This window comes from Rhizobium esperanzae, from assembly GCF_002204185.1.
Classification (GTDB): domain Bacteria; phylum Pseudomonadota; class Alphaproteobacteria; order Rhizobiales; family Rhizobiaceae; genus Rhizobium; species Rhizobium esperanzae.
The window spans coordinates 103,838-125,549 of the sequence record NZ_MXPU01000007.1 but is presented as its reverse complement, the minus strand read 5'-3'; the positions used below and the strand labels follow the sequence as shown (position 1 = coordinate 125,549).

Here is a 21,712-nt window from a genome sequence, read left to right as displayed (position 1 = left end):
GAAGCGCCGCTTCCGATTTGGCAAATATCCCGCGGCGGCCCGCGACGGATTTGCCTGGTCCGGCCGTAAAACTTGCGCGCTTTACCGTCTTTACGCCGCAAAAGCCTGTTCAAAACGCGCTCAGAAATTGGCGTGGGAACAGGCTTTCCGCTATAAATCTTCAAGTGATTCTAGAAGAGATCGTGATCTGTTTTGACTGAGCAAACACCCCCCGGCGGCGGGAAGCTCCCGCCAGGCATCGAGCCCATCTCCATCATGGAGGAAATGCAGCGGTCGTATCTCGATTACGCCATGAGCGTCATCGTCAGCCGCGCGTTACCCGACGTGCGCGACGGCTTGAAGCCCGTGCACCGGCGCATCCTCTACGGCATGTCCGAGCTCGGCATCGACTGGAACAAGAAATACGTCAAATGCGCCCGCGTCACCGGCGACGTGATGGGTAAATACCATCCGCACGGCAACGCCGCGATTTATGACGCGCTCGCCCGCATGGCGCAGCCCTGGTCGCTGCGCCTGCCGCTGATCGACGGTCAGGGCAATTTCGGCTCCGTCGACGGCGATCCGCCGGCGGCCGAACGATACACCGAATGCCGCCTGGAAAAGGCTGCCCATTCGCTGCTCGATGATCTCGACAAGGAAACCGTCGACTTCCGCGACAACTATGACGGCACGCTCTCCGAGCCGGTCGTGGTTCCCGCCAAATTCCCGAACCTGCTCGTCAACGGCGCCGGCGGTATCGCCGTCGGCATGGCGACCAACATTCCGCCGCACAACCTCTCCGAAGTCATCGACGGCTGCATCGCGCTGATCAACGATCCGGCGATCGACCTGCCGGAGCTGATGCAGATCATTCCCGGCCCTGATTTTCCCACAGGCGCCAAGATCCTCGGTCGTGCCGGCATCCGCTCGGCCTACGAGACCGGCCGCGGCTCCGTCATTATGCGCGGCGTCGCCGCCATCGAGCCGATGCGCGGCGACCGCGAGCAGATCATCATCACCGAAATTCCCTATCAGGTGAACAAAGCGACGATGATCGAGAAGATGGCTGAGTTGGTGCGTGAAAAGCGCATCGAGGGCATCTCCGATCTGCGCGACGAATCCGACCGCCAGGGCTATCGCGTCGTCATCGAATTGAAGCGCGATGCCAATGCGGAGGTTATCCTCAATCAGCTTTACCGCTACACACCGCTGCAGACCTCCTTCGGCTGCAATATGGTGGCGCTGAACGGCGGCAAGCCGGAGCAGTTGACGCTGCTCGACATGCTGCGCGCCTTCGTCTCCTTCCGCGAAGAAGTCGTTAGCCGGAGAACGAAATTTCTGCTTCGCAAGGCGCGCGAGCGCGCCCACGTCTTGGTTGGTCTCGCCATTGCCGTCGCCAATATCGACGAAGTCATTCGCGTCATTCGTCAGGCGCCGGATCCGCAGTCGGCCCGCGAAGAGCTGATGACGCGCCGCTGGCCGGCTGAAGATGTCGAAAGCCTGATCCGTCTGATTGACGATCCGCGCCACCGCATCAACGACGATCTCACCTACAACCTTTCGGAAGAGCAGGCGCGCGCTATTCTCGAGCTGCGCCTTGCCCGCCTGACTGCACTCGGTCGTGACGAAATCGGTGATGAACTCAATAAGATAGGCGAGGAAATCCGGGATTATCTCGATATTCTTTCCTCGCGTGTCCGCATCCAGACCATCGTCAAGGACGAGCTTTCCGCCGTCCGCGACGAGTTCGGCACGCCACGCCGCACCGAGATCGTCGATGGCGGCCTGGAGATGGACGACGAGGATCTGATCGCCCGCGAAGACATGGTGGTCACCGTCTCGCATCTCGGCTACATCAAGCGCGTGCCGCTGACCACCTACCGCGCCCAGCGCCGCGGCGGTAAGGGCCGCTCCGGCATGACGACCCGCGACGAGGATTTCGTTAGCCGGCTATTCGTGGTCAATACCCATACGCCGGTCCTGTTCTTCTCCTCCCGCGGCATCGTCTATAAGGAGAAGGTCTGGCGTCTGCCGATCGGCACGCCGACCTCGCGCGGCAAGGCGCTGATCAACATGCTGCCGCTCGAACCCGGCGAACGCATCACCACCATCCTGCCCTTGCCCGAGGACGAGGCGAGCTGGGACAATCTCGACGTCATGTTCTCGACAACGCGCGGTACGGTTCGCCGCAACAAGCTGTCGGACTTCGTCCAAGTCAACCGCAACGGCAAGATCGCCATGAAGCTGGAGGAGGAGGGCGACGAAATCCTCTCCGTCGAGACGTGCACCGAGCGGGACGACGTTCTCCTGACCACGGCGCTCGGCCAGTGCATCCGCTTCTCCGTCGATGACGTCCGCGTCTTTGCCGGCCGCAACTCGATCGGCGTGCGCGGCATCAATCTCGGCGAGGGCGACCGCATCATCTCGATGACGATCGTCGGCCATGTCGATGCGGAGCCGTGGGAACGGGCCGCCTATCTCAAGCGTTCCGCCGCCGAGCGTCGCGCGACGGGCGTCGATGAAGAGGATATCGCGCTCGTCGGCGAGGAAGTCACCGAAGAGGGACAGCTTTCCGACGAACGCTACGAAGAGCTGAAGGCACGCGAGCAGTTCGTGCTCACCGTCTCCGAGAAGGGCTTCGGCAAGCGCTCGTCCTCTTACGATTTCCGTATCTCCGGCCGCGGCGGCAAGGGCATCCGCGCCACCGACACATCGAAGACCGGTGAGATCGGCGAACTGGTTGCAGCCTTCCCGGTCGATGACGGCGACCAGATCATGCTCGTCTCCGATGGCGGCCAGCTGATCCGCGTGCCGGTCGGCGGCATCCGCATCGCCAGCCGCGCCACCAAGGGCGTCACCATCTTCTCCACGGCCAAGGACGAGAAGGTCGTTTCGGTCGAGCGCATCAGCGAGCCGGAGGAGGATGAGACGGAAGGGACCGTCGAAGGCGCCGATGAGACGCCTGTCGCCGATGGCGATCCGGGCGGTGCTGCCGAAGAATGATCGACTGAACGGGGCGGCTTCCAGCCGCCCTTTTCTGTTAGAGCCTTGCTTCCAGGCTGAAGCATTCAGTTGGCTGACTCACCGCCCAAGAAAAAAGCCGGACGCTGGTTGCATCCGGCTTTGAAAGGCCCAGGCGGCGAACGGTGCCGCTCATGGGAGGGGAGAGAGGAATGTCAGAACGCGCTATGCTTTTCGTTCAGCGCCTTCACCTCTTCGCCTTCGCGCCGCAGCGCTGATATCGTCGAGGCCACAGACACGATGAACATGACGCTGATGAGGGCGGTGAGCACTGTCAAGATCGTGAACATAGGCATTCCTTTCCTGGGGAGTTGCGTACTCGCTCCTCAGTGCTGGCCCAGTACGGCCGTGCGAGCCGAAGCATAGGGGCCATAAACCTTGGAGGTATCGACCTTCTGATCGTAAAGAGCGACAGTTGCGGTGAGCATGCCCGTGACCATGACCATCCAGAGCACGTTAATCATCGTAATCTTGCCGGGCATTTTTGGTCCTTCCTGCCGCGCTTTGACGCATTTCTGTGTCGGTTAAGTGAACGCATCCGTTTAAATATGGTTCCGCCGGATGTTGAGCGGGTGTTTACCAATGGCGATCTGAAGCCTCCTTGAATGTCTCGTTCATCTGGCGTTCAGATTCGAAGTCCGTTTTTCCAAGCGCAGTCGGTCTTCATTTCCGCGCAGCGGCGTTTGGGCGCGCGCGATCGCCGCATGTTCTGCAAGCTCCGGCCGCACCCAGCTCACCTCGTAGCGATCGGCGAAGTGGCCATAGGCTATCTCGGCGGCGAGGGAGAGAACAGTGGCGAGTGCAACGAGCACGATCAGCATGGATTTCGGTCTTTCGTGGAGCGCCGGCTGCCGGAATGGCATCGGCTGGGTCGATGATCCGAATTAAACAGATCCCGTCTGAAACGGCCTTGAATGGCATGTTCATCCGCTGTTCAGCCGTGCGCCACGGCCGGGTAAATCACTTGCGACAAGTCCGCATCCGTGACAAAAGGCGTCAAACGAATGGCCGGGCCAGATGACGACAGCTTTTTATCCTGGGTCCTTCGACCCGATCACCAACGGACATGTGGATGTTCTGGTCCAGGCGCTGAACGTCGCCGAAAAAGTCATCGTCGCGATCGGCATCCATCCCGGCAAGGCGCCGCTCTTTTCGTTCGAAGAGAGAGCCGAGCTGATCCGCCTGTCGCTGGCCGAAGCCTTGCCCGGCAAGACCAGCGACATCACGGTCGTTGCCTTCGACAATCTGGTCGTTGATGCCGCCCGCGCCCATGGCGCCACCCTTCTGATTCGCGGCCTTCGCGATGGCACGGATCTCGACTACGAAATGCAGATGGCCGGCATGAACCGAACGATGGCGCCCGACATCCAGACCATCTTTTTGCCAGCCGGCACGGCGTCGCGGCCCATTACCGCCACATTGGTCCGCCAGATCGCCGCCATGGGCGGCGATGTCAGCGCTTTCGTCCCGGCCGCCGTCCTGCAAGCCCTCACATCCAAGCGCCCAAACTAGCAAGCGCAAAAGCCTAGGCGGATAACGCCGCAACGGAGCTCACATGAAACTCTTCTATCTCGCATTTGCCGGCGTGCTGTATCTGGCCTCCTTCGCGGGGGATGCCTTCGCCCAGGCGGCCGATCACTATCTCACCATCCAGCTGAAGAACGGCCCCGTCGTGATCCAGTTGATGCCCGAGGTGGCGCCGAAGCACGTCGCCCAGATCGAGGCGCTGGCCAAGAAGGGCGAATACGACAACGTTGCCTTCCACCGCGTCATCGAGGGCTTCATGGCCCAGACCGGCGACGTCAAATACGGCAACATGGAAAAGGGCTTCGATGCCAGCCTCGCCGGCACCGGATCCTCCGACATGCCCGACATCCCGGCTGAATTCTCCAAGACACCGTTCGTGCGCGGCACCGTCGGCATGGCCCGCTCGCAGGATCCGAATTCCGCCAACTCGCAGTTCTTCATCATGTTCGCCGATGGTTCCTTCCTGAACGGTCAGTACACCGTCGTCGGCAAGGTCGTTTCCGGCATGGAGAATGTCGACAAGATCAAGCGCGGCGAAGGCCAGAACGGGGAAGTCAAAAATCCCGACCGGATGATCAAGGTCACCCTGGGCAAGAAGTAGATTACGAGAGAAACAAGAGGAGAAGACAATGGCCGAGATCAAGGATCCCGAAAACACCATCATTCTGGAAACCACCAAGGGCAAGGTTGTCATTCAGCTTCTGCCGCAGGTCGCCCCGGAGCATGTCGCCCGTATCAAGGAACTCGCCCGCGAGAAGGCCTATGACGGCGTCGTCTTCCACCGCGTCATTCAGGATTTCATGGCCCAGACGGGCGATGTCGAATATGGCAAGAAGGGTTCTGAAACCTTCAATCCCGGCCGCGCCGGCATGGGCGGCTCCTCCAAGCCGGACCTGAAGGCTGAATTCTCCGCCACCTCGCATGTTCGCGGCACCTGCTCGATGGCCCGTTCGCAGAACCCGAACTCGGCCAATTCGCAGTTCTTCATCTGCTTCACCGACGCGCCGTGGCTGAACAAGCAGTATTCCGTCTGGGGCCAGGTGATCGAGGGCATGGACAATGTCGACAAGATCAAGCGCGGCGAACCGGTTTCCGATCCGGACTCGATCGTCTCCATGCGGGTTGCCGCCGACGTCTGATTGTGATTTCTGCTGAAACCCGCCCTTGCGCGAAAGCGCGGGGCGGGTTTCGCTTTGCCTGAAAGTACCTCGATGCGCGTAGACCTTTTCGATTTCGACCTGCCGGACGAACGCATTGCGCTGCGGCCCGCCGAACCGCGCGACAGCGCGCGCCTGCTCGTCGTCGATCCCAATGCGGAAAGCGCGCTCTCGGATCATCACGTCTGCGATCTGCCGTCGTTTCTTCGGGCCGGCGACGCGCTGGTGTTCAACGATACGAAGGTCATTCCCGCCCAGCTCGAGGGCATCCGCCATCGCGACGGCGCCGGCGGCCAGCAGGTCTCAGCAACGCTGCATATGCGCATCGGCCCCAGCCGCTGGAAGGCCTTCGCCAAGCCCGGCAAACGCATCAAGGAAGGCGACCGCATCGCCTTTGGCCATTCCGGCGAAAGCTGCATGATCGGCTCGCTCGATGCGACGGTGGAGGAAAAGGGGGAAGCGGGCGAAGTGACGCTCGCCTTCGATCTGTCCGGCCCGGTGCTCGACGAGGCGATCGCCGCCGTCGGCCATATTCCGCTGCCACCCTATATCGCCGCCAAACGGCCGGAGGACGAGCGCGACCGCGCCGACTACCAGACGATCTATGCCCGAGAGGAGGGCGCCGTCGCCGCCCCCACCGCCGGCCTGCATTTCACGCCAGCGCTGTTCGAAGCGCTCGACAGGGCCGGCATCGAACGCCATTTCGTTACGCTGCATGTCGGCGCCGGCACCTTCCTGCCCGTCAAGGCCGACGATACGGACGATCACAAGATGCATCTCGAAAGCGGTTATGTCAGCGCAGAAACCGCTGCCCGGCTGAACGCGGTAAAGCAAAGAGGCGGGCGCATCGTCTGTGTCGGCACCACCTCGTTGCGGCTGATCGAGAGTGCCGCCGAGGAGAGTGGAGAGATCAAGCCCTGGGCCGGGGCCACGGGCATCTTCATCACGCCCGGTTACCGCTTCAAGGTCGTGGACATGCTGATGACCAATTTCCACCTGCCGCGCTCGACGCTGTTCATGCTCGTCTCGGCCTTCGCCGGCTTCGAAACCATGCACGCGGCCTATGAACACGCTATTTCCACGGGCTACCGCTTCTACTCCTACGGCGACGCGAGCCTTCTTTTCCGGAAAGACTAGATGACAGAGAACTTCCAATTCACGCTCGAGAAGAGCGATGCCGGCGCCCGTCTCGGTGAGATTTCCATGCCGCGCGGCACGATCCGCACGCCGGCTTTCATGCCGGTCGGCACGGTCGGAACCGTCAAGGCCATGTATCTCGACCAGGTGCGCGAAACCGGCGCCGACATCATCCTCGGCAACACCTATCATCTGATGCTGCGCCCGACCGCCGAGCGCGTCGCCCGCCTCGGCGGCCTGCACAAGCTCATCCGCTGGGAACACCCGATCCTGACCGACTCCGGCGGTTTCCAGGTCATGTCGCTGTCCGGCCTGCGCCAGCTCGACGAGCAGGGCGTCACTTTCAAGTCGCATGTCGACGGCAGCCTGCATCACATGTCGCCGGAACGCTCGATCGAAATCCAGGGCCTGCTCGGTTCCGACATTCAGATGCAGCTCGACGAATGCGTGGCACTGCCGGCCGAGCCGAAGGAGATCGAGCGCGCCATGGAAATGTCGCTCCGCTGGGCCGAGCGCTGCAAGGTGGCATTCGGCGAGCAACCTGGCAAGGCCATGTTCGGCATTGTCCAGGGCGGCGATATCCCGGCGCTGCGCGTCCGTTCGGCCGAGGAGTTGACCAAGCTCGATCTCAAGGGCTACGCCGTCGGCGGTCTTGCGGTCGGCGAGCCACAGGACGTGATGCTGAATATGTTGAAAGAGACGCTTCCGGTCCTGCCCGTTGAAAAGCCGCGTTATCTCATGGGCGTCGGCACCCCTGACGACATTCTAAAATCCGTCGCCCGCGGCATCGATATGTTCGACTGCGTCATGCCGACCCGCTCCGGCCGCCATGGCCTGGCCTTCACCCGCCGCGGCAAAGTGAATATCCGCAATGCCCGCCATGCCGAGGATATGCGCCCGCTCGACGAACAGTCGAACTGCCCGGCCTCGCGCGATTATTCCCGCGCCTATCTCCACCATCTCGTCCGCGCCAACGAAGCCCTCGGCGGCATGCTGCTCTCCTGGCACAATCTCGCTTACTACCAGGAACTGATGCAGGGCATCCGCAAGGCGATCGCCGAGGGCCGCTTCGCCGATTTCATGGCGGAGACGATGGAGGAATGGGCGAGGGGTGATCTCGACCCAGTTTGATCGGCCGAACGCAGCTCGATCAGATTCCCTTGCTGTCCGCATCGGGCATGATCTGCACGCCATTGATCCTGTAGCTGCCGTCGGGCTGGCGGGTGACCTGGTAGATCGCCGTCCAGTCCTTGCCGTCACGGCCCGAAATCAGCACCTCGTGATAGATCAGCGCGCCGTTGTCGATCGAGCGGCTGCGGCCGAAGGCGTAATTGCCGGGATGATAGACCGGTTCGTAGCTCTTCTTCACCATGGCGAAGAACAGGTTCTTGTCGGGATACATCGCCTTGATGGCGGGAGCGGCGAAGGAATAGGCGGTCTCGACATCCTCGTTGAGGAAGGCTTTGATCTGCTCCTCGATCATTGTCCGTGTCGTGTCGATTGGGTCTTCGGCGCGGCTTGAGACGGTGGAGAGGAGGGACGCGGCACACAGGATGAGAACTGCGAAGAAGGCGCGCATGGATGATCTCCGGCTCTATCGGAGAAAGATCCCCGATAGCACGGAAGTGTAGGCGATTTCTGGCGCAATTCCAGCAAAACTGCGCAGCCGCGTTACGACCAGCGGCGGAAGAGGGCGCTGGCATTCACCCCGCCGAAGCCGAAACCGTTGGTGATGGCATAGTCCATCGCCAGCGGCCGCGCCGTCTTACCGACGATATCGATGCCGTCGGCGGCCGGATCGGCTTCGTTGAGGTTACGGGTCGGCGGCGCGATCTGGTCGCGCAGCGCAAGAATGGTGAAGATTGCTTCCAAGCCGCCCGCTGCGCCGAGCAGATGGCCAGTCGCCGACTTCGTCGCGCTGACGGCAATGGCGCCATTGCGGCCGAAGACCGTGCCGATCGCAGCGATTTCGCCTTTGTCGCCGACCGGTGTCGAAGTCGCGTGCGCGTTAAGGTGCCTGACCTCCGCGGCCGGAATCTTCGCCTGCCTGAGTGCGGCCTCCATCGCCCGGCGCGCGCCATCGCCATCTTCTGGGCCTGCGGTCATGTGGTAGGCATCCGCCGCGGTGCCGTAGCCGACGAGTTCGGCAAGCGGTGTCGCCCCGCGGGCCAGCGCATGGTCGAGCGTTTCGATCACCAGGATGCCGGCGCCTTCGCCCATGACGAAACCGTCGCGCGCCGTGTCGAAGGGCCGCGAGGCCAGTTCCGGCGTCTCGTTGAAGCCAGTGGAAAGCGCACGCGCGGCGGCAAAGCCGCCGAGGCTCACCTTGTCGATGCACGCCTCGGCGCCGCCGCAGATCGCCACATCGGCTTCGCCGGAGCGGATCAGCCGCGCCGCATCTCCAATCGCCTGGACGCTGGCGGCACAGGCCGTCACCGGCGCGCCGAGCGGCCCCTTGAAGCCGTAGCGGATGCTGACTTGGCCGGCCGCGAGGTTGACGAGGAAGGAGGGCACGGTGAAGGGCGACAGCCGCCGTACCCCGCGCGTCTCGCCGATGCGTACCGCCTCGGCAATGGCGGGAAAGCCGCCGACGCCGGAGGCGATGATCGTTGCGGTGCGTTCGCGCGCGCTTTCGTCGGTCGGCATCCAGCCGGCCTGCTTTACTGCTTCCTCCGTCGCCGCCATGGCGAAATGGATGAAGCGGTCCATCTTCTTCTGGTCCTTGGGTGTGATGTAGCGGTCCGGGTCGAAACCGGCCTCGCCATCCTCGGTAATACCGGGAACGATACCGCCGACCTTGGCCGCGAGTTCGCCGACGACATCCTCGGGCAGTGCCCTCAGACCCGCGGCGCCGTCGACGAGACGTTTCCACGCAGGCTCGACGCCGGTACCGAGTGGCGAGACAAGTCCCATGCCGGTGACAACGATGCGATCCATGATATTTTCCTCTCTATGCGTCGATGCCGAGGTACCAGGCGCGCATACGGGCGATCCGCCCACGCACCTCATCATCGGCGGCTGGGCCTGCAAGCAGGCTGGTGTTTTCGGGCGTTACTTCTTCGCCGGTCCGTGCGTCCACAAGCACCGTCTCGCGCGCTTTGCCGGAGTTCGAGTCGCTGAGCAGAAAGGCGAGATCCTCTTCCGGAATGTGCCGGCTCCCCCAGGAAAACAGCGCCATCAACACCGGAAAGAAATCGCGGCCTTTTTCTGTCAACAGATATTCGTAGCGGGCAGGGCGCTGCTGGTAGAGCCGTCGCTCGAACAAACCTTCATCCGTCAGGTGTTTGAGCCGCCGCGTCAGGATGTTCGGCGCCACGCCGAGGCTTTTCTGGAATTCATCGAAACGCGACAGCCCCTGGAAGGCATCACGCAATATCAGAATGCTCCACCAGTCGCCGACGCTATCGAGCGCGCGCGCCGCCGGGCATTTGAACTGGCTGAAACTTGTCCGCTGCATGGCAGATGTCAGTACAGGAGTGACTATCATCATGCAAGTAACATAAGTGCGGGAAATGCTCCTAGCAGGCTGCTGACTGACCAGTGCAAAACCCGCGATGTCATCCTCGGCCTTGTGCCGCGGCTGTCCGGTTTAAAAATGTGGACCGGATAAATGGTATTGATTCTTTTACCGTCAGACGCTTCCTGCGAATTGAGACACGAGCAGGAGTTCAATGCCAAGGGCATCCGGACACCGGAGATTGGCGGAACCAGCCCCTCATCCGCTTGCCGGCACCGACCGGGGTCGAGCCACTCGTCTCGCCCCGTCCTTCAGAGCCTAATCTAGCGCATGAGGGTTAGGGTTAGGGGCAAGCCGTCGACGCGAGCCGGACAGCAGTGGCCTTGTGCCGAGGATTTATGCGACCCAATAAGCATCTGAAAATAAACGTTTTCCCGTCAAGTATTGCGGTGCTCAGGTGCTCAGCACGAGGCCGAGCATAGTGGAGGAGACTTTGTCAACAAACTGCTAGATCCCGCCGCCTCCGAAGAAGCGAGCGAGCAGGATGCCGGTGACCAGCATGCCGGCCGCAGCGAAAATCGTATCGCCCGGAGTGCCGATATAGAGCGGCCCGATATTGGCAAAGAGCAGGAAGGCGATGAGGAAGTTCGCCCAGCCCCATATGACATTAACCGTCGGCGAACTGGGATTGGCGAATGGGGTGCGGAAGGGCCGGCCGCTGACTCCGTTGACGAAATGCGGGATGCCGTTGGCCAGAAATGCCGCGGCGATGAAATGGGCGATATAGGCGATCCAGGGCAAAGGCTTCTCCTGACCTGCGCGAGTGGCGTCAAAGGAGAATGTGGCCGGGATCAACTGGCCGGCAAGAGGAGGTTGTGGCCTTCCGTAGGCTGCTTAGACGAAGCCGAGCGGCAGTTTTTCCAGTTTTCTGTCGGCACCGTAATCGCGTTCATGCGGCGAGCGACGGCGGTCGTCGCGGCGCGACGAAAGGTCGATGCGGTTTTCGGCGAAAATCCCGTCGGGATAAGTGCCGGTGTCATGGCAGTCGGCTTCGATCTTGGGAGCAAGGATTTTCAGGATCATCGAGGTTCCTCCACGGCGCAGCACCAACATTCGGAAAGGTCGCTTTGTTCCAACCATAAACCTCGAATTATTAATAAATTAACCATAAATGCCAGCCGAGTTTCAGCCGATCTAATCCTCGGCGCGCATACACGCGCATTGAAATGGCCTCGTCGTGGAACTCCTGCTGCTGATCGCCGTTGGTTTGGCATGAACACAGGAGGTTCCCATGCAGTTGATCGATACGCGCGTGACACAGTCCGGCAACTTCTTCACGGTGGAATTCCTGGGCGAGGGAGGAGAGTCGATTGCCGTCAAAATCAACAATTCCCATGGCGAGCTCGACAGTTCGACGGCGCTCGACCACGCCAAGGTGATGATGGTTCAGCTGACCGCCTTTCCCGGCCGCAGCGCGGACGGCAGCATCAACCGGTACGACGCCTTGAGCAACGGCAACTTCGACGAAGGCAGCAAGGGCCTCGTCGGCCAGCCAAGCGCGCGTTCCACCCACGACAGCGAAACGCTGGAAGAGGAGTTGAACGAAGGTCTCGAAGACACCTTCCCCGCAAGCGACCCCGTTTCGGCGACCGTGTCGTCCATTCCCGCCAACGCGCCGCGGCACTGATCTCCACCCAATCCAGCAGATGGGCCGGCTCCCAGTCCGGAGGCGGCCTGCGGCTGTGTGACGGAATGATGTCAAAATTGGAAAACAACTGAAAACCGTGGATGTCTGATTGACATGGGAGCCCTCTAGAGAGGGGCCGAGTAGGGAGCGTCGAGGAGACGCTTCCAAGGTTCTCGGAGACGCGCGCGCCCATGAAAATCATTCAGATTACCGACACCCATTTCAGCCCCGGCAAGCCGCATTTCAACGGCAACTGGGCACCACTTTTGAGCTGGATCGAAGAGACCGGCGCCGATCTGATCGTCCATACCGGGGATCTCACCGTCGACGGCGCCGACAAGGACGAGGACATCGCCTTCTCGATGGATCTCATGCGCCAGGTATCGATCCCGATGCTGATCGTTCCCGGCAATCATGATGTCGGCCACCTCAAAGGTTCGGACCAGCCCGTGAATGCCGACCGGCTGGCTCGCTGGCGCAGCCTTGCCGGTGACGATCGCTGGCTGGAGAATGCGGCCGGCTGGCGCTTCATCGGGTTGAATTCACTGCTTCTCGGCCATGAAGATGATGAGGAGGAGGCCCAGTTCGAGTGGCTTGCCAAGGCGCTCGAAGATAGGGCAGGGCGGCGAGTGGCACTCTTCGCCCATAAGCCTCTGTTCGTCGATGCGCCCGATGAAGGCGATACCGGCTACTGGAGCGATCGCCCGGCTCAGCGCCGGCGGCTCTATGATCTGATATCGGCCCATGACGTGGCGTTGTTTGCCAGCGGCCATCTTCACTGGGCCTGGCAGGGTCGCTTCGACAATACCCAGCTGACCTGGGGTCCGTCTGCTGCGTTCATCATCGACAAGATGGAGCGCGAGATGCGTCAGCCTCGATGTCGGCGCCTGCGAATTCATCGCCCTGGTCGGCCCCTCCGGCTGCGGCAAGAGCACGCTGCTGCGCGTCCTTGCCGGCCTCGACCACGCCGATCGTGGCGAGATCCTGATCAGCGGGAAAGATATGTCCGGTGTCGCGGCCGCCGACCGCAACATCGCCATGGTTTTTCAGTCCTACGCCCTCTATCCGCATCTGACGGCCTCTGAGAATATCGCCGTGCCCTTGGCGATGCGCCGGCTGTCGACGACGCAGCGGCTGCCCTTCATCGGCTCATTGATGCCGGGCCAACGCGCGATCCGTGCGGCGATTACCCGCGACGTCAGGAAATGGCGACATCACTCAAGATCGAACCCCTGCTCGACCGCAAGCCCGGCCAGATGTCCGGCGGCCAGCGCCAGCGTGTGGCGCTCGCCCGCGCCATGGTGCGCCGGCCAAGCATCTTCCTGATGGACGAGCCGCTGTCCAATCTCGACGCCAACCTGCGCGTCCATGCCCGTGGTGAGATCGTCGACCTCCATCGCCGCGCCGGTGTGCCGACGCTCTACGTCACCCATGATCAGGCGGAAGCGCTGTCGATGGCGGATCGCGTCGCTGTGATGATGGGCGGCCGGTTGCTGCAGATCGCAAGCCCTGAGGTCATCTATGACGATCCCGCCCATATCGAGGTCGCCCGCTTCATCGGCCAACCGCGCATCAATCAATTACCGGCGGAAGCCGAGGGCGGTTTGGTTGCCTTTGGCGACCTGCGTCTGACACTGGAAAACCCGCCCGCCGGCAAGATGCCGGTCACGCTCGCCATTCGCCCCGAGTTCGTGTCTCTCGACCGGAACCGCCAGGATGGGCTCGCCGCCCGGATCGAGCGCATCGAGTTCCTGGGATCGGAGGTCATTCTCTATTGCCGCCTCGATGCGATCGGCGAGATCGTGATCGCCAAGGTTCAGCCGCCAGAAGCTGCAGGGCTCGCCGCCGGCGATCCGGTCGGGCTGCGGCTCGACACGAGCCGGACGATGGCCTTCGCCGAGGATGGTAGACGGCTGGCTGCTCGCGCCGAGGCCGGCAATGGGCTCGCCGCAGGCGACATCGCGCGGGAGAGGGCGCATGGCTAGCGTCGTTTCCATGGGCGTAGTTGGCAATCCCGCCGTTTCGCATCGGCGCAGCGAGGCCCGCATCGCCTGGATGCTGGTGCTGCCGGCGATCGTGCTGCTGTTCCTCTTCGTGCTTTTGCCGGTCGCGGCTGTCATCTTCCTGGGCTTTACCGATTTCGAACTCGGCTACGGCAAGTTCCGTTTCGTTGGCTTCGAAAATTACGCGCACCTGATCACCGACCGCACGTTCCGCAAGTCGCTGTGGAACACGACGGTCTATACGGCGATCGTCGCGCCCGTCTCGATCATGCTCGGCCTCGGTATCGCCATGCTGATCGAGAGCGAGACGGCAGCGCGCAGCTTCTTCCGCACCGCCTACTTCCTGCCGGTCGCTTCACTGATCGTCGCTATGGCGACCGTCTGGCAATATATGTTCCACCCGACCATCGGACCTATCAACGCACTTCTTGCATTGGCGGGAGTGCCCGGCCCCAACTGGCTGGGCAGCTCCGGCACGGTACTTTACAGCCTCTCGATCATCGGCGTCTAGCAGTCGGCCGGCTTCAACATGGTGCTGTTCCTGGCCGGACTGACCGCGATCCCGCGCGAGCTTTACGCAGCCGCCGAAGTGGACGGCGCCAAATCCGCCCTCGATCGCTTTCTGCTGGTCACCTGGCCAATGCTCGGGCCGACCACGCTCTTCGTCATCACGATCAGCATCACCAACGCCGTGAAGGTCTTCGAGACCGTCAAGACACTGACGGAAGGCGGCCCGAACAAGGCGTCGGAGGTGCTGCTCTTCACGATCTACCAGGAAGGTTTCGTCTACCTGCGCGTCGGCTATGCCTCTGCGATGACCGTCGTCTTTCTCCTGATCCTCGTGGTGCTGATGTTCCTGCAGTACCGCATCCTCGATCGGCGGGTGCATTACACATGACGAGCGCTTTTTCCCTCGGCCGGATTATCCGCCTGACGCTGCTTGCCCTGGGCGCGATCATCTTCCTTTCGCCCTACGTCTTCATGATTTCGGCGGCGGGCAAGGCCCAGAGCGATATTTTCACTTCGTCGCTGTCGCTGATCCCGGCGCACCTCACCTATCCGGAGAATTTTGCCAAGGCCCTGAGCCGGGTGCCGATGGTGCGGCTCCTGTGGAACGGCGTCGTCGTCTGCGGGCTGATCTTCTTCTTCCAGGTGCTGGTGGCGATCCCTTGCGCCTATGCGATGGCGAAGCTGCGCTTTGGGGCCGCCCGGGCCATGATGGTGCTTGTTATGCTCGGCCTGCTGGTGCCGATCCATGCGACCGCCTTGCCGCTCTATGTCGCCTTCGACCGCGCCTCGCTGCTCAACGGCTACGCCGCCCTCGTTGCGCCCTTCACCATTTCGGTCTTCGCGATCTTCATGTTCCTGCAGTTCTTCCGCGCCATGCCGGATGATCTCGTCCATGCCGCGCGTCTCGACGGAATGTCCGAGCTCGGCATCGTCGCCCGCGTCATCGTTCCGAATGCCTGGCCGGCCGTTACTGCCTTCGCTATCTTCTCGGTCGTCGCGCACTGGAACGATCTCTACTGGCCGCTGGTCGTCATCAGCAAGCAGGACTACGCCACGCCGCCACTCGGGCTGATGTACTTTCGCGCCGCCGAGGCCGGCGACGATTACGGCGCGCTGATGACGGCGACCCTCATTATTACCCTTCCCCTCGTTATCGCCTTCCTGCTTGCGCAGAAGCGTTTCGTCGAGGGCATCACCATGACCGGTCTCAAAGGCTGACCGGCTTCAACCAGGAGAACGAGCGATGAAACATATCACCCAGCTTCTCGCCGCAGCGGCCGTATCCTTGGCAATCGCGCTTCCCGCGCAGGCCGAGACGACGCTGACGGTTCATTACCCGATGCCGGGTTTCTTCAAGGACGTGATGGACACGATCTCGAAGAAGTTCATGGCTGAGAACCCCGACATCAAGATCCAGTTCGCCAGCCCCTCGGCGACCTATGAAGAAGGCATCCAGACGATCCTTCGTCAGGTCGGCACCAGCGAAATGCCCGACATCACCTTCATCGGCCTGAACCGCCTGCGCATGCTCGACGAACGCGACGTCGCCGTCGATCTCGGTCCGCTCGTCAAGAAGGACGGCAATATGGCCGAACAGGGCTTCTCGGACACGATCCTCAAGCTCGCCCAGGTCAAGGGCAAGCAGGTGGGCCTCGCATTCGCCACCTCCAACCCGATCATGTATTACAACGCCGATCTGGTGAAGGCGGCCGGCGGCAATCCCGACAATCCGCCGAAGACCTGGGACGAGGTCATCGCGCTCGGCGGCAAGATCAAAGCGCTCGGCAACGGCGTCGACGGTATCGATTTCCGCTGGCAGGGCGACGACTGGATGTTTTCAGCGCTGCTCTTCGGCGCCGGCGGCAAGATGCTGAGCGACGACGAAAGCAAGGTCACCTTCAACGGTCCGGAAGGCCAGAAGGCCGTCGAAGTCCTGCATCGCCTCGTTGCCGAAGGCGGCATGCCCGTCTTTACCAAGCCTGCCGGTGAGCAGGCCTTCGCGGCAGGTAAGGTCGGTTTCGAATTCCAGACGACGGGCGCCTTGCGCAATACGATCAAGAATGTCGGCAACAAGTTCGATTTGCGCACCGCCAAGATCCCGCTGATCGATCCGGTGAACGGCCGCCTGCCCACGGGCGGCAACGCCGTCGTCATCCTGACCCACGACGCCGCCAAGAAGGACGCCGCCTGGAAGTTCGCCAAATTCGCCGCCGGCCCCTATGGCGCCTCGGTCGTCGTGCCGGGCACCGGTTATGTCCCGAACAATGAGCTCGCCGCCAAGTCGCCCGACTATCTCGGCGATTTCTACAAGCAGAACCCGCTGTTCCAGGCAGGCCTCAGCCAGATGCCGGTGATGATCCCCTGGTATGCCTTCCCCGGCTCCAACGGCGTCAAGGTCACGCAGACGATCGTCGATAACCTCTCGCGCATCGTCGACCAGTCGGCCGATCCGAAGGAAGCGCTCGACGATGCTGCGGCGGATGTCGAGGGCATGCTGCCGCGCAGCTGATCGCCTTCCTTGCCAGACACAGGGGCCACCGCGTCGAGTGCGCGGTGGCCTTTTCATTGCTAAGCGCTTCAGATGGCGCGCACTGTGCCGCCGCGGCGAAGCGTATAGGCGACATCGAGATGGCGGGCAGGGGCGGCGTTCTCCGCCATGTCGAGAAGCAGTGAGGCGGCTGTCGCACCCATGCTGGCATCCGGCATTTCGATCGTCGTCAGCGGCGGATCGATCAGCCGGCCGATGGCGATGCCGTCGAAACCGGCGACCGAAACATCTCCCGGCACCGAGAGCCCCTCGCGTTTCAGCGCACCGATGACCCCCAGCGCGAGGAGATCGTTGGAGGCGATGATCGCCGTCGGTGAAAGCGAAGTCATCGCTGCGTTGAGATCCAGCTGATCATAGCCGCCGACGAAGGAGATCTGAATCGCATCAAGCGGTGTCAGGCCGTTTTCCGCCATGGCGTCGAGATAGCCCTGGTGGCGAAGGCGGGCGCGGTCGGAGGCGGCGAAATTACCGGAGAGAAAGAGAATGCGGCGGTGGCCCATACCGATCAGGAAGGTCGTGATCTCGCGTCCAGCACCGCGATTGTCGGCGGTGACCGCCGCGGGAAAATGCGCCGTCGGCGGGTTGTTGAGGAGCACGGTCGGCGGCAGCCTGGCAAGCAGCGCCTCGCTGGTCGACGGATCGCAGACGGTGAGGATCAGCCCGGTAGGCCGGTCGTTCAGGAGGGCCGCGACGGCATCGGCCTCGCGTGCCGGATCGTAATTCGACTGGGCGATCAGAACGCCGTGGCCAGCCACCAGCATGCGATTCTGGATGCTCGACAGCGAGGAGGCAAAGACCGGATTGGTGATGCTGGGGATTAGAACGCCGATCACGGGCCTGCGCCCGAGCCGCCCGGCGGAATGATAGCCGAGTTCTGCGGCAGCGCGGCGCACCTTGTGCACCATTAATTCGCTGGCTGGTCCGTTGCGGTTGAGAACTCTGCTTGCGGTCGCCAGCGAACATCCTGCTCGGAACGCGACCTGCTGCAATGTCGCCATCGAAGGCACCTCGCATCAATCCAATTCATTGCGGGGCGCTTTAAGGGGTTTCGATGACATTGATCTGACAGTTCACTGCGGCGATCGGGAGGGCGCCGGTCAGAGGTGGTGCCGCGCCTCAACCCATAGAAGCAACGCCAGGACACCGCTGAGCAGACCGAGAGATAGTGGCAGACCCTGATGCCCGATCAGCTGCATCGCCAGTCCGGCCGCCGGTGAACCCGCCATGCCGCCGATGCCCCATGCGAAGGCGAAGGCCGCATTCCCAGCCACAACGGTCTGGCCGTTGAAACGCTCGCCGAGCTCGATCAGCGACGTGGTGTAGAGCCCGAAGGAGACGCCGCCCCAGACAAAAACCAGCGGCCAGACGAGCCAGGTGTTGAAGATGAACGCCAGCAGCAGGCAGCCGGTGAGGCAAGCCAGCACACAGAACAACATGGTGCGCGCCGCGCCGAACCGTTCGGCCGCCCGCCCGAGCAGGATCTGCAGCACGGCATTGCCGGCCACGAAACAGGTAATGAGCGAAGCAATGCGCCCCTCGGCGCTGCCGAGTGCCGCTCCATAGACGGCGAACAGCGAAAGCATGACCTGCTCGAAGGCGGCGGCGGTGAAAACCGCAAACAGCAGCAGCGGCGCCAGCGCGAAGAAGCCGCCGACCGACGTTCCCTTGCCGTCATCGGGCATGTCAGGCAGGCGTGGGGCAACGGCAAGCATGATCAGGCCGCAGGCAAGGAAGGCCGAGACGCCGATGATGAATGGCGGCCAGCCTTCTGTGCCGGCGAGGCAAAGGGATAGTGGGCCCACGCTGAAACCAGCCGAAACGATCGATGAATAGAGGCCGAGGATCCGGCCGCGGCGCGGTGCCGGCGTGATCGTGATCAGCCAGGTTTCGCTGATCACGTAGAGCGGATTGGCAAAGAAGCCGAGCAAGAAACGCAGCGGCATCCAGGCCCAGACCTGCTGGATCCAGGCAATCGCGACCAGGGTAAGGGCAGCCAGGATCGAACAGAGGATGGCCAGCCGCGCCCCGCCTACGCCTCGCGAGAGCCTCGGGATGAGGGGCGCCGATATGATGAAACCCAGGGGCGTCATCGCTGCCGAGAGGCCGATCAGGCCTGATGGTATTCCCTGTCGCTCCAGGATGAAGCTCAGCAGCGGATAGGTCAGTCCCTGCGCCACGGCAAACACCGTCACCGTCGCGATAATGCCGGCCATCGCAGCCCATGGAATCCGATCCTCTCGTGGTGATGTCGTGCTTGCGGCAGTCACGCAGATATATCCTTGTCTGGCAGTGGGCCATGGAGCTGGAGCCCGGATCTGAAAGAGGATGGAATTCTGCAGGATAGGGAGAGCGGCGTAATTAAGTCTCGCCAAAACATTCTCAAAAACTTCCAAACGGATTATAGGTCCGCTTATGCAGGGATCGCGCTTTGCCTTTGGTCCGTTCGTGCTTGATCCGGATGCGGGAATGCTGCTTCGGAACGACAACCCCGTTGCCGTCAGCCACCGCGGGCTGAAGCTGCTTGCAGCGCTCGTCGGGCGACCAGGTGAAATCCTTGCGAAGACCGATCTGATGGACGCGGCCTGGCCCGGCTTGGTGGTCGAGGAAGGCAACCTTACCGTCCAGATCGCGCAGCTGCGCAAGCTGCTCGGCCCATCCACCGGCGGCGGTGAATGGATTGCAACGGTTCCGCGCGTCGGCTACCGTTTCATGGGAGCCGTGCATCGGCTCAGCGGTGTGAAGCGAAAAACCTTGCCGCTGCCTGATAAACCGTCGATCGCCGTGCTGCCCTTCCTGAATATCGGCAACGATCCCGAACAGGAATCCTTCGCGGATGGGCTGACGGAAGACCTTATCACCGACCTCTCCAGGATGCCCGGCCTGTTCGTCATCGCCCGCAACTCGGTCTTCGCCTATAAGGGCAAGGCGATCGAGGTACGAGGGATCGCTGAAGAGCTCGGTGTGCGCTACTTGCTTGAAGGCAGTGCAAGGCGTGCTGCCGGGCGCGTTCGTATCAACGCCAAGCTGATCGACGCCGTGAGTGGCGATCATCTCTGGGCGGAACGTTTCGACCGCAGCCTCGACGACATCTTCGCGGTTCAGGACGAGGTGACGGGCAGGATCGTCGAGGCGCTGCTCGGCCGACTGCGCGCACCGCCGCCGCGAAATCGGCCGAAGAACCTCGAGGCCTACGATCTTTGCGTGCGGGCGCGCAAGCTCATGGACGATTCCCCGCAGACGGCTGAGGAAGCGCATTTGATGCTGACGCGCGCTGTCACCCTCGACCCCCACTATGCCGAGGCCTATCGCTGGCTTGCCATGAACCATTGGATGGGATGGGTCCATAGCGGCGGGCCGACGGAATCGAACCGAGACGTTGCTTTGCAGTTGGCGCGCAAGGCCGTTGTGATCGATCCCAACGATGCCGGCTGCCGTTGGGTTCTGGCCTATCTGCTTGCCTATGAACGCGATTTCGCCGAGGCGGATGCGCAATTCGCCAAGGCAATCGAACTCGACCCGAACGAGGCCGATACCTTTGCCGCATTATCCGACATCACGGTCCTGGCCGGGCGGATTGACGAGGGCCTCGAACACGCTCGCAAGGCGTTCCGGCTGAATCCCTTTCCGGCAAGCTGGTATTATCTGGCACTCGGCCAGGCGCAATATGCAGCCGGACAATATGAGGCCGCTGTCGAGACGCTGCGTCGCGATGAAACCTATCGCACGAGCTCCCGTCGTTTCCTGGCGGCAAGCCTGGCTCAGCTTGGACGGCTCGACGAGGCGCGGGCGGAAACCGAGCTCTTCCTTGTCGCCAACCCCGGCTTTTCCACCCGCCACTGGGCTGCGACCGAACCGTTTCGCGACGCCCGGACGCTTGACCATTTCGTGGACGGCTACCGCAAGGCCGGCCTACCGGCTTGAAGCGGCCGGCCCGCCCAAGGGCCAGGGAAGTCGCGTCAAACAGCCATGTTCGCCGCTGCAGACATCACATCCCGAGGCGCTGGACCACCGAACAAGTTGCGGCCACCTTCCTCGACTTCCGTGAAACACCAGCGCACGACGCCATCGCGGTCGAGCAGGAATTCGCCGACAAGCTGGCCATGGCCGGTGGCGATCATCCGCGTGTCATCCTCCGTGAATTCGTAACCGTCGGCCTTGTCGAGATATTCGGTCGCCGCCATCACATCCATAGGCTCCGGCAGCTCGCCCGGCATGTCGATCCGCATTGAGGACATCGTGCTCATGCTGACCTTGTGCGGCCATTCATTCTCGGATTCGGTGAACTCGATATTCGGCAGGCCGAAGGCTCTGTGCGATACCCGTTCGGGGTCGGAGGCCGCCAGCAAATTGGGAAGCGGGTGGTAGCGGAAATAGAGGCGCGCTCGCTCGATCGGCGTATTGACGACTGTCAGGCTGTCGATGCCTTTCTCCTGCAACGCGTCGGTGAGCTCGGCCATGGCGGCGATCTGCCGGCGGCAGAAGGGGCAGTGCAGGCCGCGAAACAAGCCGACGAGCACCGGCTTCTGGCCGCGAAAATCATCGATGGCGATCTTGCCATGGCGGGTGATCGCATCCAGCACGACGTTGGGCGCGCGATCCCCAGGCTGTAATGGTTTATCGGCGTGGTTCTCCTGCATTGTTAGTTCCTCCCTTTATGTTTCTGAATCGTTTGGTCTAATTGATGCA

The 21,712-nt window shown here is 62.2% G+C and carries 21 protein-coding genes and 4 pseudogenes; 14 read left to right on the top strand and 11 right to left on the bottom strand.

The annotated features are described in order from the left end of the window. Positions 1 to 192 precede the first annotated feature (192 nt). Positions 193 to 2,982, top strand: a complete 2,790-nt coding sequence (gene gyrA, locus B5E41_RS12525) for a DNA gyrase subunit A (RefSeq protein ID WP_088394008.1) — start codon at positions 193 to 195, stop codon at positions 2,980 to 2,982. A 173-nt stretch (positions 2,983 to 3,155) separates the two neighbouring features. Here gyrA and B5E41_RS32565 read toward each other — a convergent pair whose 3' ends face one another. The 3 genes and pseudogenes from B5E41_RS32565 to B5E41_RS12520 form a co-directional block, all read right to left on the bottom strand. Next, positions 3,156 to 3,290: a hypothetical protein gene (locus B5E41_RS32565; RefSeq protein WP_010056528.1), complete on the bottom strand. Its 135-nt coding sequence runs from the start codon at positions 3,288 to 3,290 to the stop codon at positions 3,156 to 3,158. Between the two features lie 36 nt (positions 3,291 to 3,326). After that, positions 3,327 to 3,482 carry a hypothetical protein gene (locus B5E41_RS31655; protein ID WP_176439380.1) on the bottom strand — a complete coding sequence of 52 codons (156 nt, stop codon included), beginning with the start codon at positions 3,480 to 3,482 and terminating at the stop codon, positions 3,327 to 3,329. Positions 3,483 to 3,614: 132 nt separating this feature from the next. Continuing rightward, positions 3,615 to 3,927 (bottom strand): annotated as a pseudogene (locus B5E41_RS12520) (hypothetical protein). Between the two features lie 90 nt (positions 3,928 to 4,017). Between B5E41_RS12520 and coaD the strand changes: the two are divergent. The 5 genes from coaD to tgt all read left to right on the top strand — a co-directional run bounded on the left by coaD (position 4,018) and on the right by tgt (position 7,952). Beyond that, complete coding sequence (coaD, locus tag B5E41_RS12515) at positions 4,018 to 4,512, top strand: pantetheine-phosphate adenylyltransferase (RefSeq protein ID WP_064802587.1); 495 nt, start codon at positions 4,018 to 4,020, stop codon at positions 4,510 to 4,512. A 43-nt stretch (positions 4,513 to 4,555) separates the two neighbouring features. Further along, a complete protein-coding gene (locus tag B5E41_RS12510; protein WP_012483798.1) occupies positions 4,556 to 5,128 on the top strand; it encodes a peptidylprolyl isomerase in 573 nt (190 codons plus the stop codon). Positions 5,129 to 5,156: 28 nt separating this feature from the next. Beyond that, a complete protein-coding gene (locus B5E41_RS12505; protein WP_010029525.1) occupies positions 5,157 to 5,666 on the top strand; it encodes a peptidylprolyl isomerase in 510 nt (169 codons plus the stop codon). A gap of 72 nt (positions 5,667 to 5,738) precedes the next feature. Beyond that, complete coding sequence (gene queA / locus B5E41_RS12500) at positions 5,739 to 6,821, top strand: tRNA preQ1(34) S-adenosylmethionine ribosyltransferase-isomerase QueA (protein WP_088394006.1); 1,083 nt, start codon at positions 5,739 to 5,741, stop codon at positions 6,819 to 6,821. Then, positions 6,822 to 7,952, top strand: coding sequence for a tRNA guanosine(34) transglycosylase Tgt (gene tgt, locus B5E41_RS12495; RefSeq protein WP_088394004.1), 1,131 nt, complete (start codon positions 6,822 to 6,824; stop codon positions 7,950 to 7,952). Positions 7,953 to 7,971: 19 nt separating this feature from the next. Here tgt and B5E41_RS12490 read toward each other — a convergent pair whose 3' ends face one another. From B5E41_RS12490 to B5E41_RS12470, 5 genes are all read right to left on the bottom strand, one after another. Further along, on the bottom strand, positions 7,972 to 8,400 hold the full coding sequence (locus B5E41_RS12490; protein WP_088394002.1) for a DUF4864 domain-containing protein: 429 nt from the start codon (positions 8,398 to 8,400) through the stop codon (positions 7,972 to 7,974). Between the two features lie 92 nt (positions 8,401 to 8,492). Continuing rightward, positions 8,493 to 9,758 (bottom strand): beta-ketoacyl-ACP synthase II, encoded by a 1,266-nt coding sequence (fabF, locus tag B5E41_RS12485; RefSeq protein ID WP_088394000.1) that lies wholly within the window; start codon positions 9,756 to 9,758, stop codon positions 8,493 to 8,495. Between the two features lie 13 nt (positions 9,759 to 9,771). Beyond that, positions 9,772 to 10,278 carry a winged helix-turn-helix transcriptional regulator gene (locus tag B5E41_RS12480; protein ID WP_088393998.1) on the bottom strand — a complete coding sequence of 169 codons (507 nt, stop codon included), beginning with the start codon at positions 10,276 to 10,278 and terminating at the stop codon, positions 9,772 to 9,774. A gap of 507 nt (positions 10,279 to 10,785) precedes the next feature. Then, the gene (locus B5E41_RS12475) at positions 10,786 to 11,079 is read right to left on the bottom strand and encodes a hypothetical protein (protein WP_088393996.1); all 294 of its coding nucleotides are present in this window, start codon (positions 11,077 to 11,079) and stop codon (positions 10,786 to 10,788) included. 93 nt (positions 11,080 to 11,172) lie between these two features. Next, positions 11,173 to 11,361, bottom strand: a complete 189-nt coding sequence (locus tag B5E41_RS12470) for a hypothetical protein (protein ID WP_088393994.1) — start codon at positions 11,359 to 11,361, stop codon at positions 11,173 to 11,175. Positions 11,362 to 11,569: 208 nt separating this feature from the next. On the opposite strand from B5E41_RS12470, the gene B5E41_RS12465 reads away from it, so the two are divergent. The 7 genes and pseudogenes from B5E41_RS12465 (at position 11,570) to B5E41_RS12440 (ending at position 16,987) form a co-directional block, all read left to right on the top strand. After that, positions 11,570 to 11,965 carry a hypothetical protein gene (locus tag B5E41_RS12465; RefSeq protein ID WP_088393992.1) on the top strand — a complete coding sequence of 132 codons (396 nt, stop codon included), beginning with the start codon at positions 11,570 to 11,572 and terminating at the stop codon, positions 11,963 to 11,965. Positions 11,966 to 12,156: 191 nt separating this feature from the next. Next, positions 12,157 to 12,864: pseudogene (locus B5E41_RS12460) on the top strand (metallophosphoesterase family protein); the annotation flags it as partial. Next, a pseudogene (locus B5E41_RS32675) lies at positions 12,794 to 13,072 on the top strand (ATP-binding cassette domain-containing protein); the annotation flags it as partial. The pseudogenes B5E41_RS12460 and B5E41_RS32675, both read left to right, overlap by 71 nt. 98 nt (positions 13,073 to 13,170) lie before the next feature. Further along, on the top strand, positions 13,171 to 13,950 hold the full coding sequence (locus B5E41_RS12455; protein ID WP_342588078.1) for an ABC transporter ATP-binding protein: 780 nt from the start codon (positions 13,171 to 13,173) through the stop codon (positions 13,948 to 13,950). Next, positions 13,943 to 14,866: pseudogene (locus tag B5E41_RS12450) on the top strand (carbohydrate ABC transporter permease). Before B5E41_RS12455 ends, B5E41_RS12450 begins: the two are co-directional and overlap by 8 nt. Further along, on the top strand, positions 14,863 to 15,696 hold the full coding sequence (locus B5E41_RS12445) for a carbohydrate ABC transporter permease (protein WP_088393990.1): 834 nt from the start codon (positions 14,863 to 14,865) through the stop codon (positions 15,694 to 15,696). The pseudogene B5E41_RS12450 and the gene B5E41_RS12445 overlap by 4 nt, the downstream one beginning before the upstream one ends. 25 nt (positions 15,697 to 15,721) lie before the next feature. Next, positions 15,722 to 16,987 (top strand): ABC transporter substrate-binding protein, encoded by a 1,266-nt coding sequence (locus B5E41_RS12440; RefSeq protein ID WP_088393988.1) that lies wholly within the window; start codon positions 15,722 to 15,724, stop codon positions 16,985 to 16,987. Between the two features lie 68 nt (positions 16,988 to 17,055). Here the strand turns inward: B5E41_RS12440 and B5E41_RS12435 are convergent, their stop codons facing one another. After that, positions 17,056 to 18,024 (bottom strand): substrate-binding domain-containing protein, encoded by a 969-nt coding sequence (locus B5E41_RS12435; protein WP_088393986.1) that lies wholly within the window; start codon positions 18,022 to 18,024, stop codon positions 17,056 to 17,058. A 99-nt stretch (positions 18,025 to 18,123) separates the two neighbouring features. Further along, a complete protein-coding gene (locus B5E41_RS12430) occupies positions 18,124 to 19,293 on the bottom strand; it encodes an MFS transporter (protein WP_176439379.1) in 1,170 nt (389 codons plus the stop codon). Positions 19,294 to 19,438: 145 nt separating this feature from the next. Here B5E41_RS12430 and B5E41_RS12425 point away from each other — a divergent pair, with 145 nt between their 5' ends. Next, on the top strand, positions 19,439 to 20,947 hold the full coding sequence (locus B5E41_RS12425; protein WP_088393982.1) for a winged helix-turn-helix domain-containing tetratricopeptide repeat protein: 1,509 nt from the start codon (positions 19,439 to 19,441) through the stop codon (positions 20,945 to 20,947). Between the two features lie 35 nt (positions 20,948 to 20,982). Here B5E41_RS12425 and B5E41_RS12420 read toward each other — a convergent pair whose 3' ends face one another. Then, the gene (locus B5E41_RS12420; protein ID WP_064802623.1) at positions 20,983 to 21,663 is read right to left on the bottom strand and encodes a peroxiredoxin-like family protein; all 681 of its coding nucleotides are present in this window, start codon (positions 21,661 to 21,663) and stop codon (positions 20,983 to 20,985) included. Positions 21,664 to 21,712 lie beyond the last annotated feature (49 nt).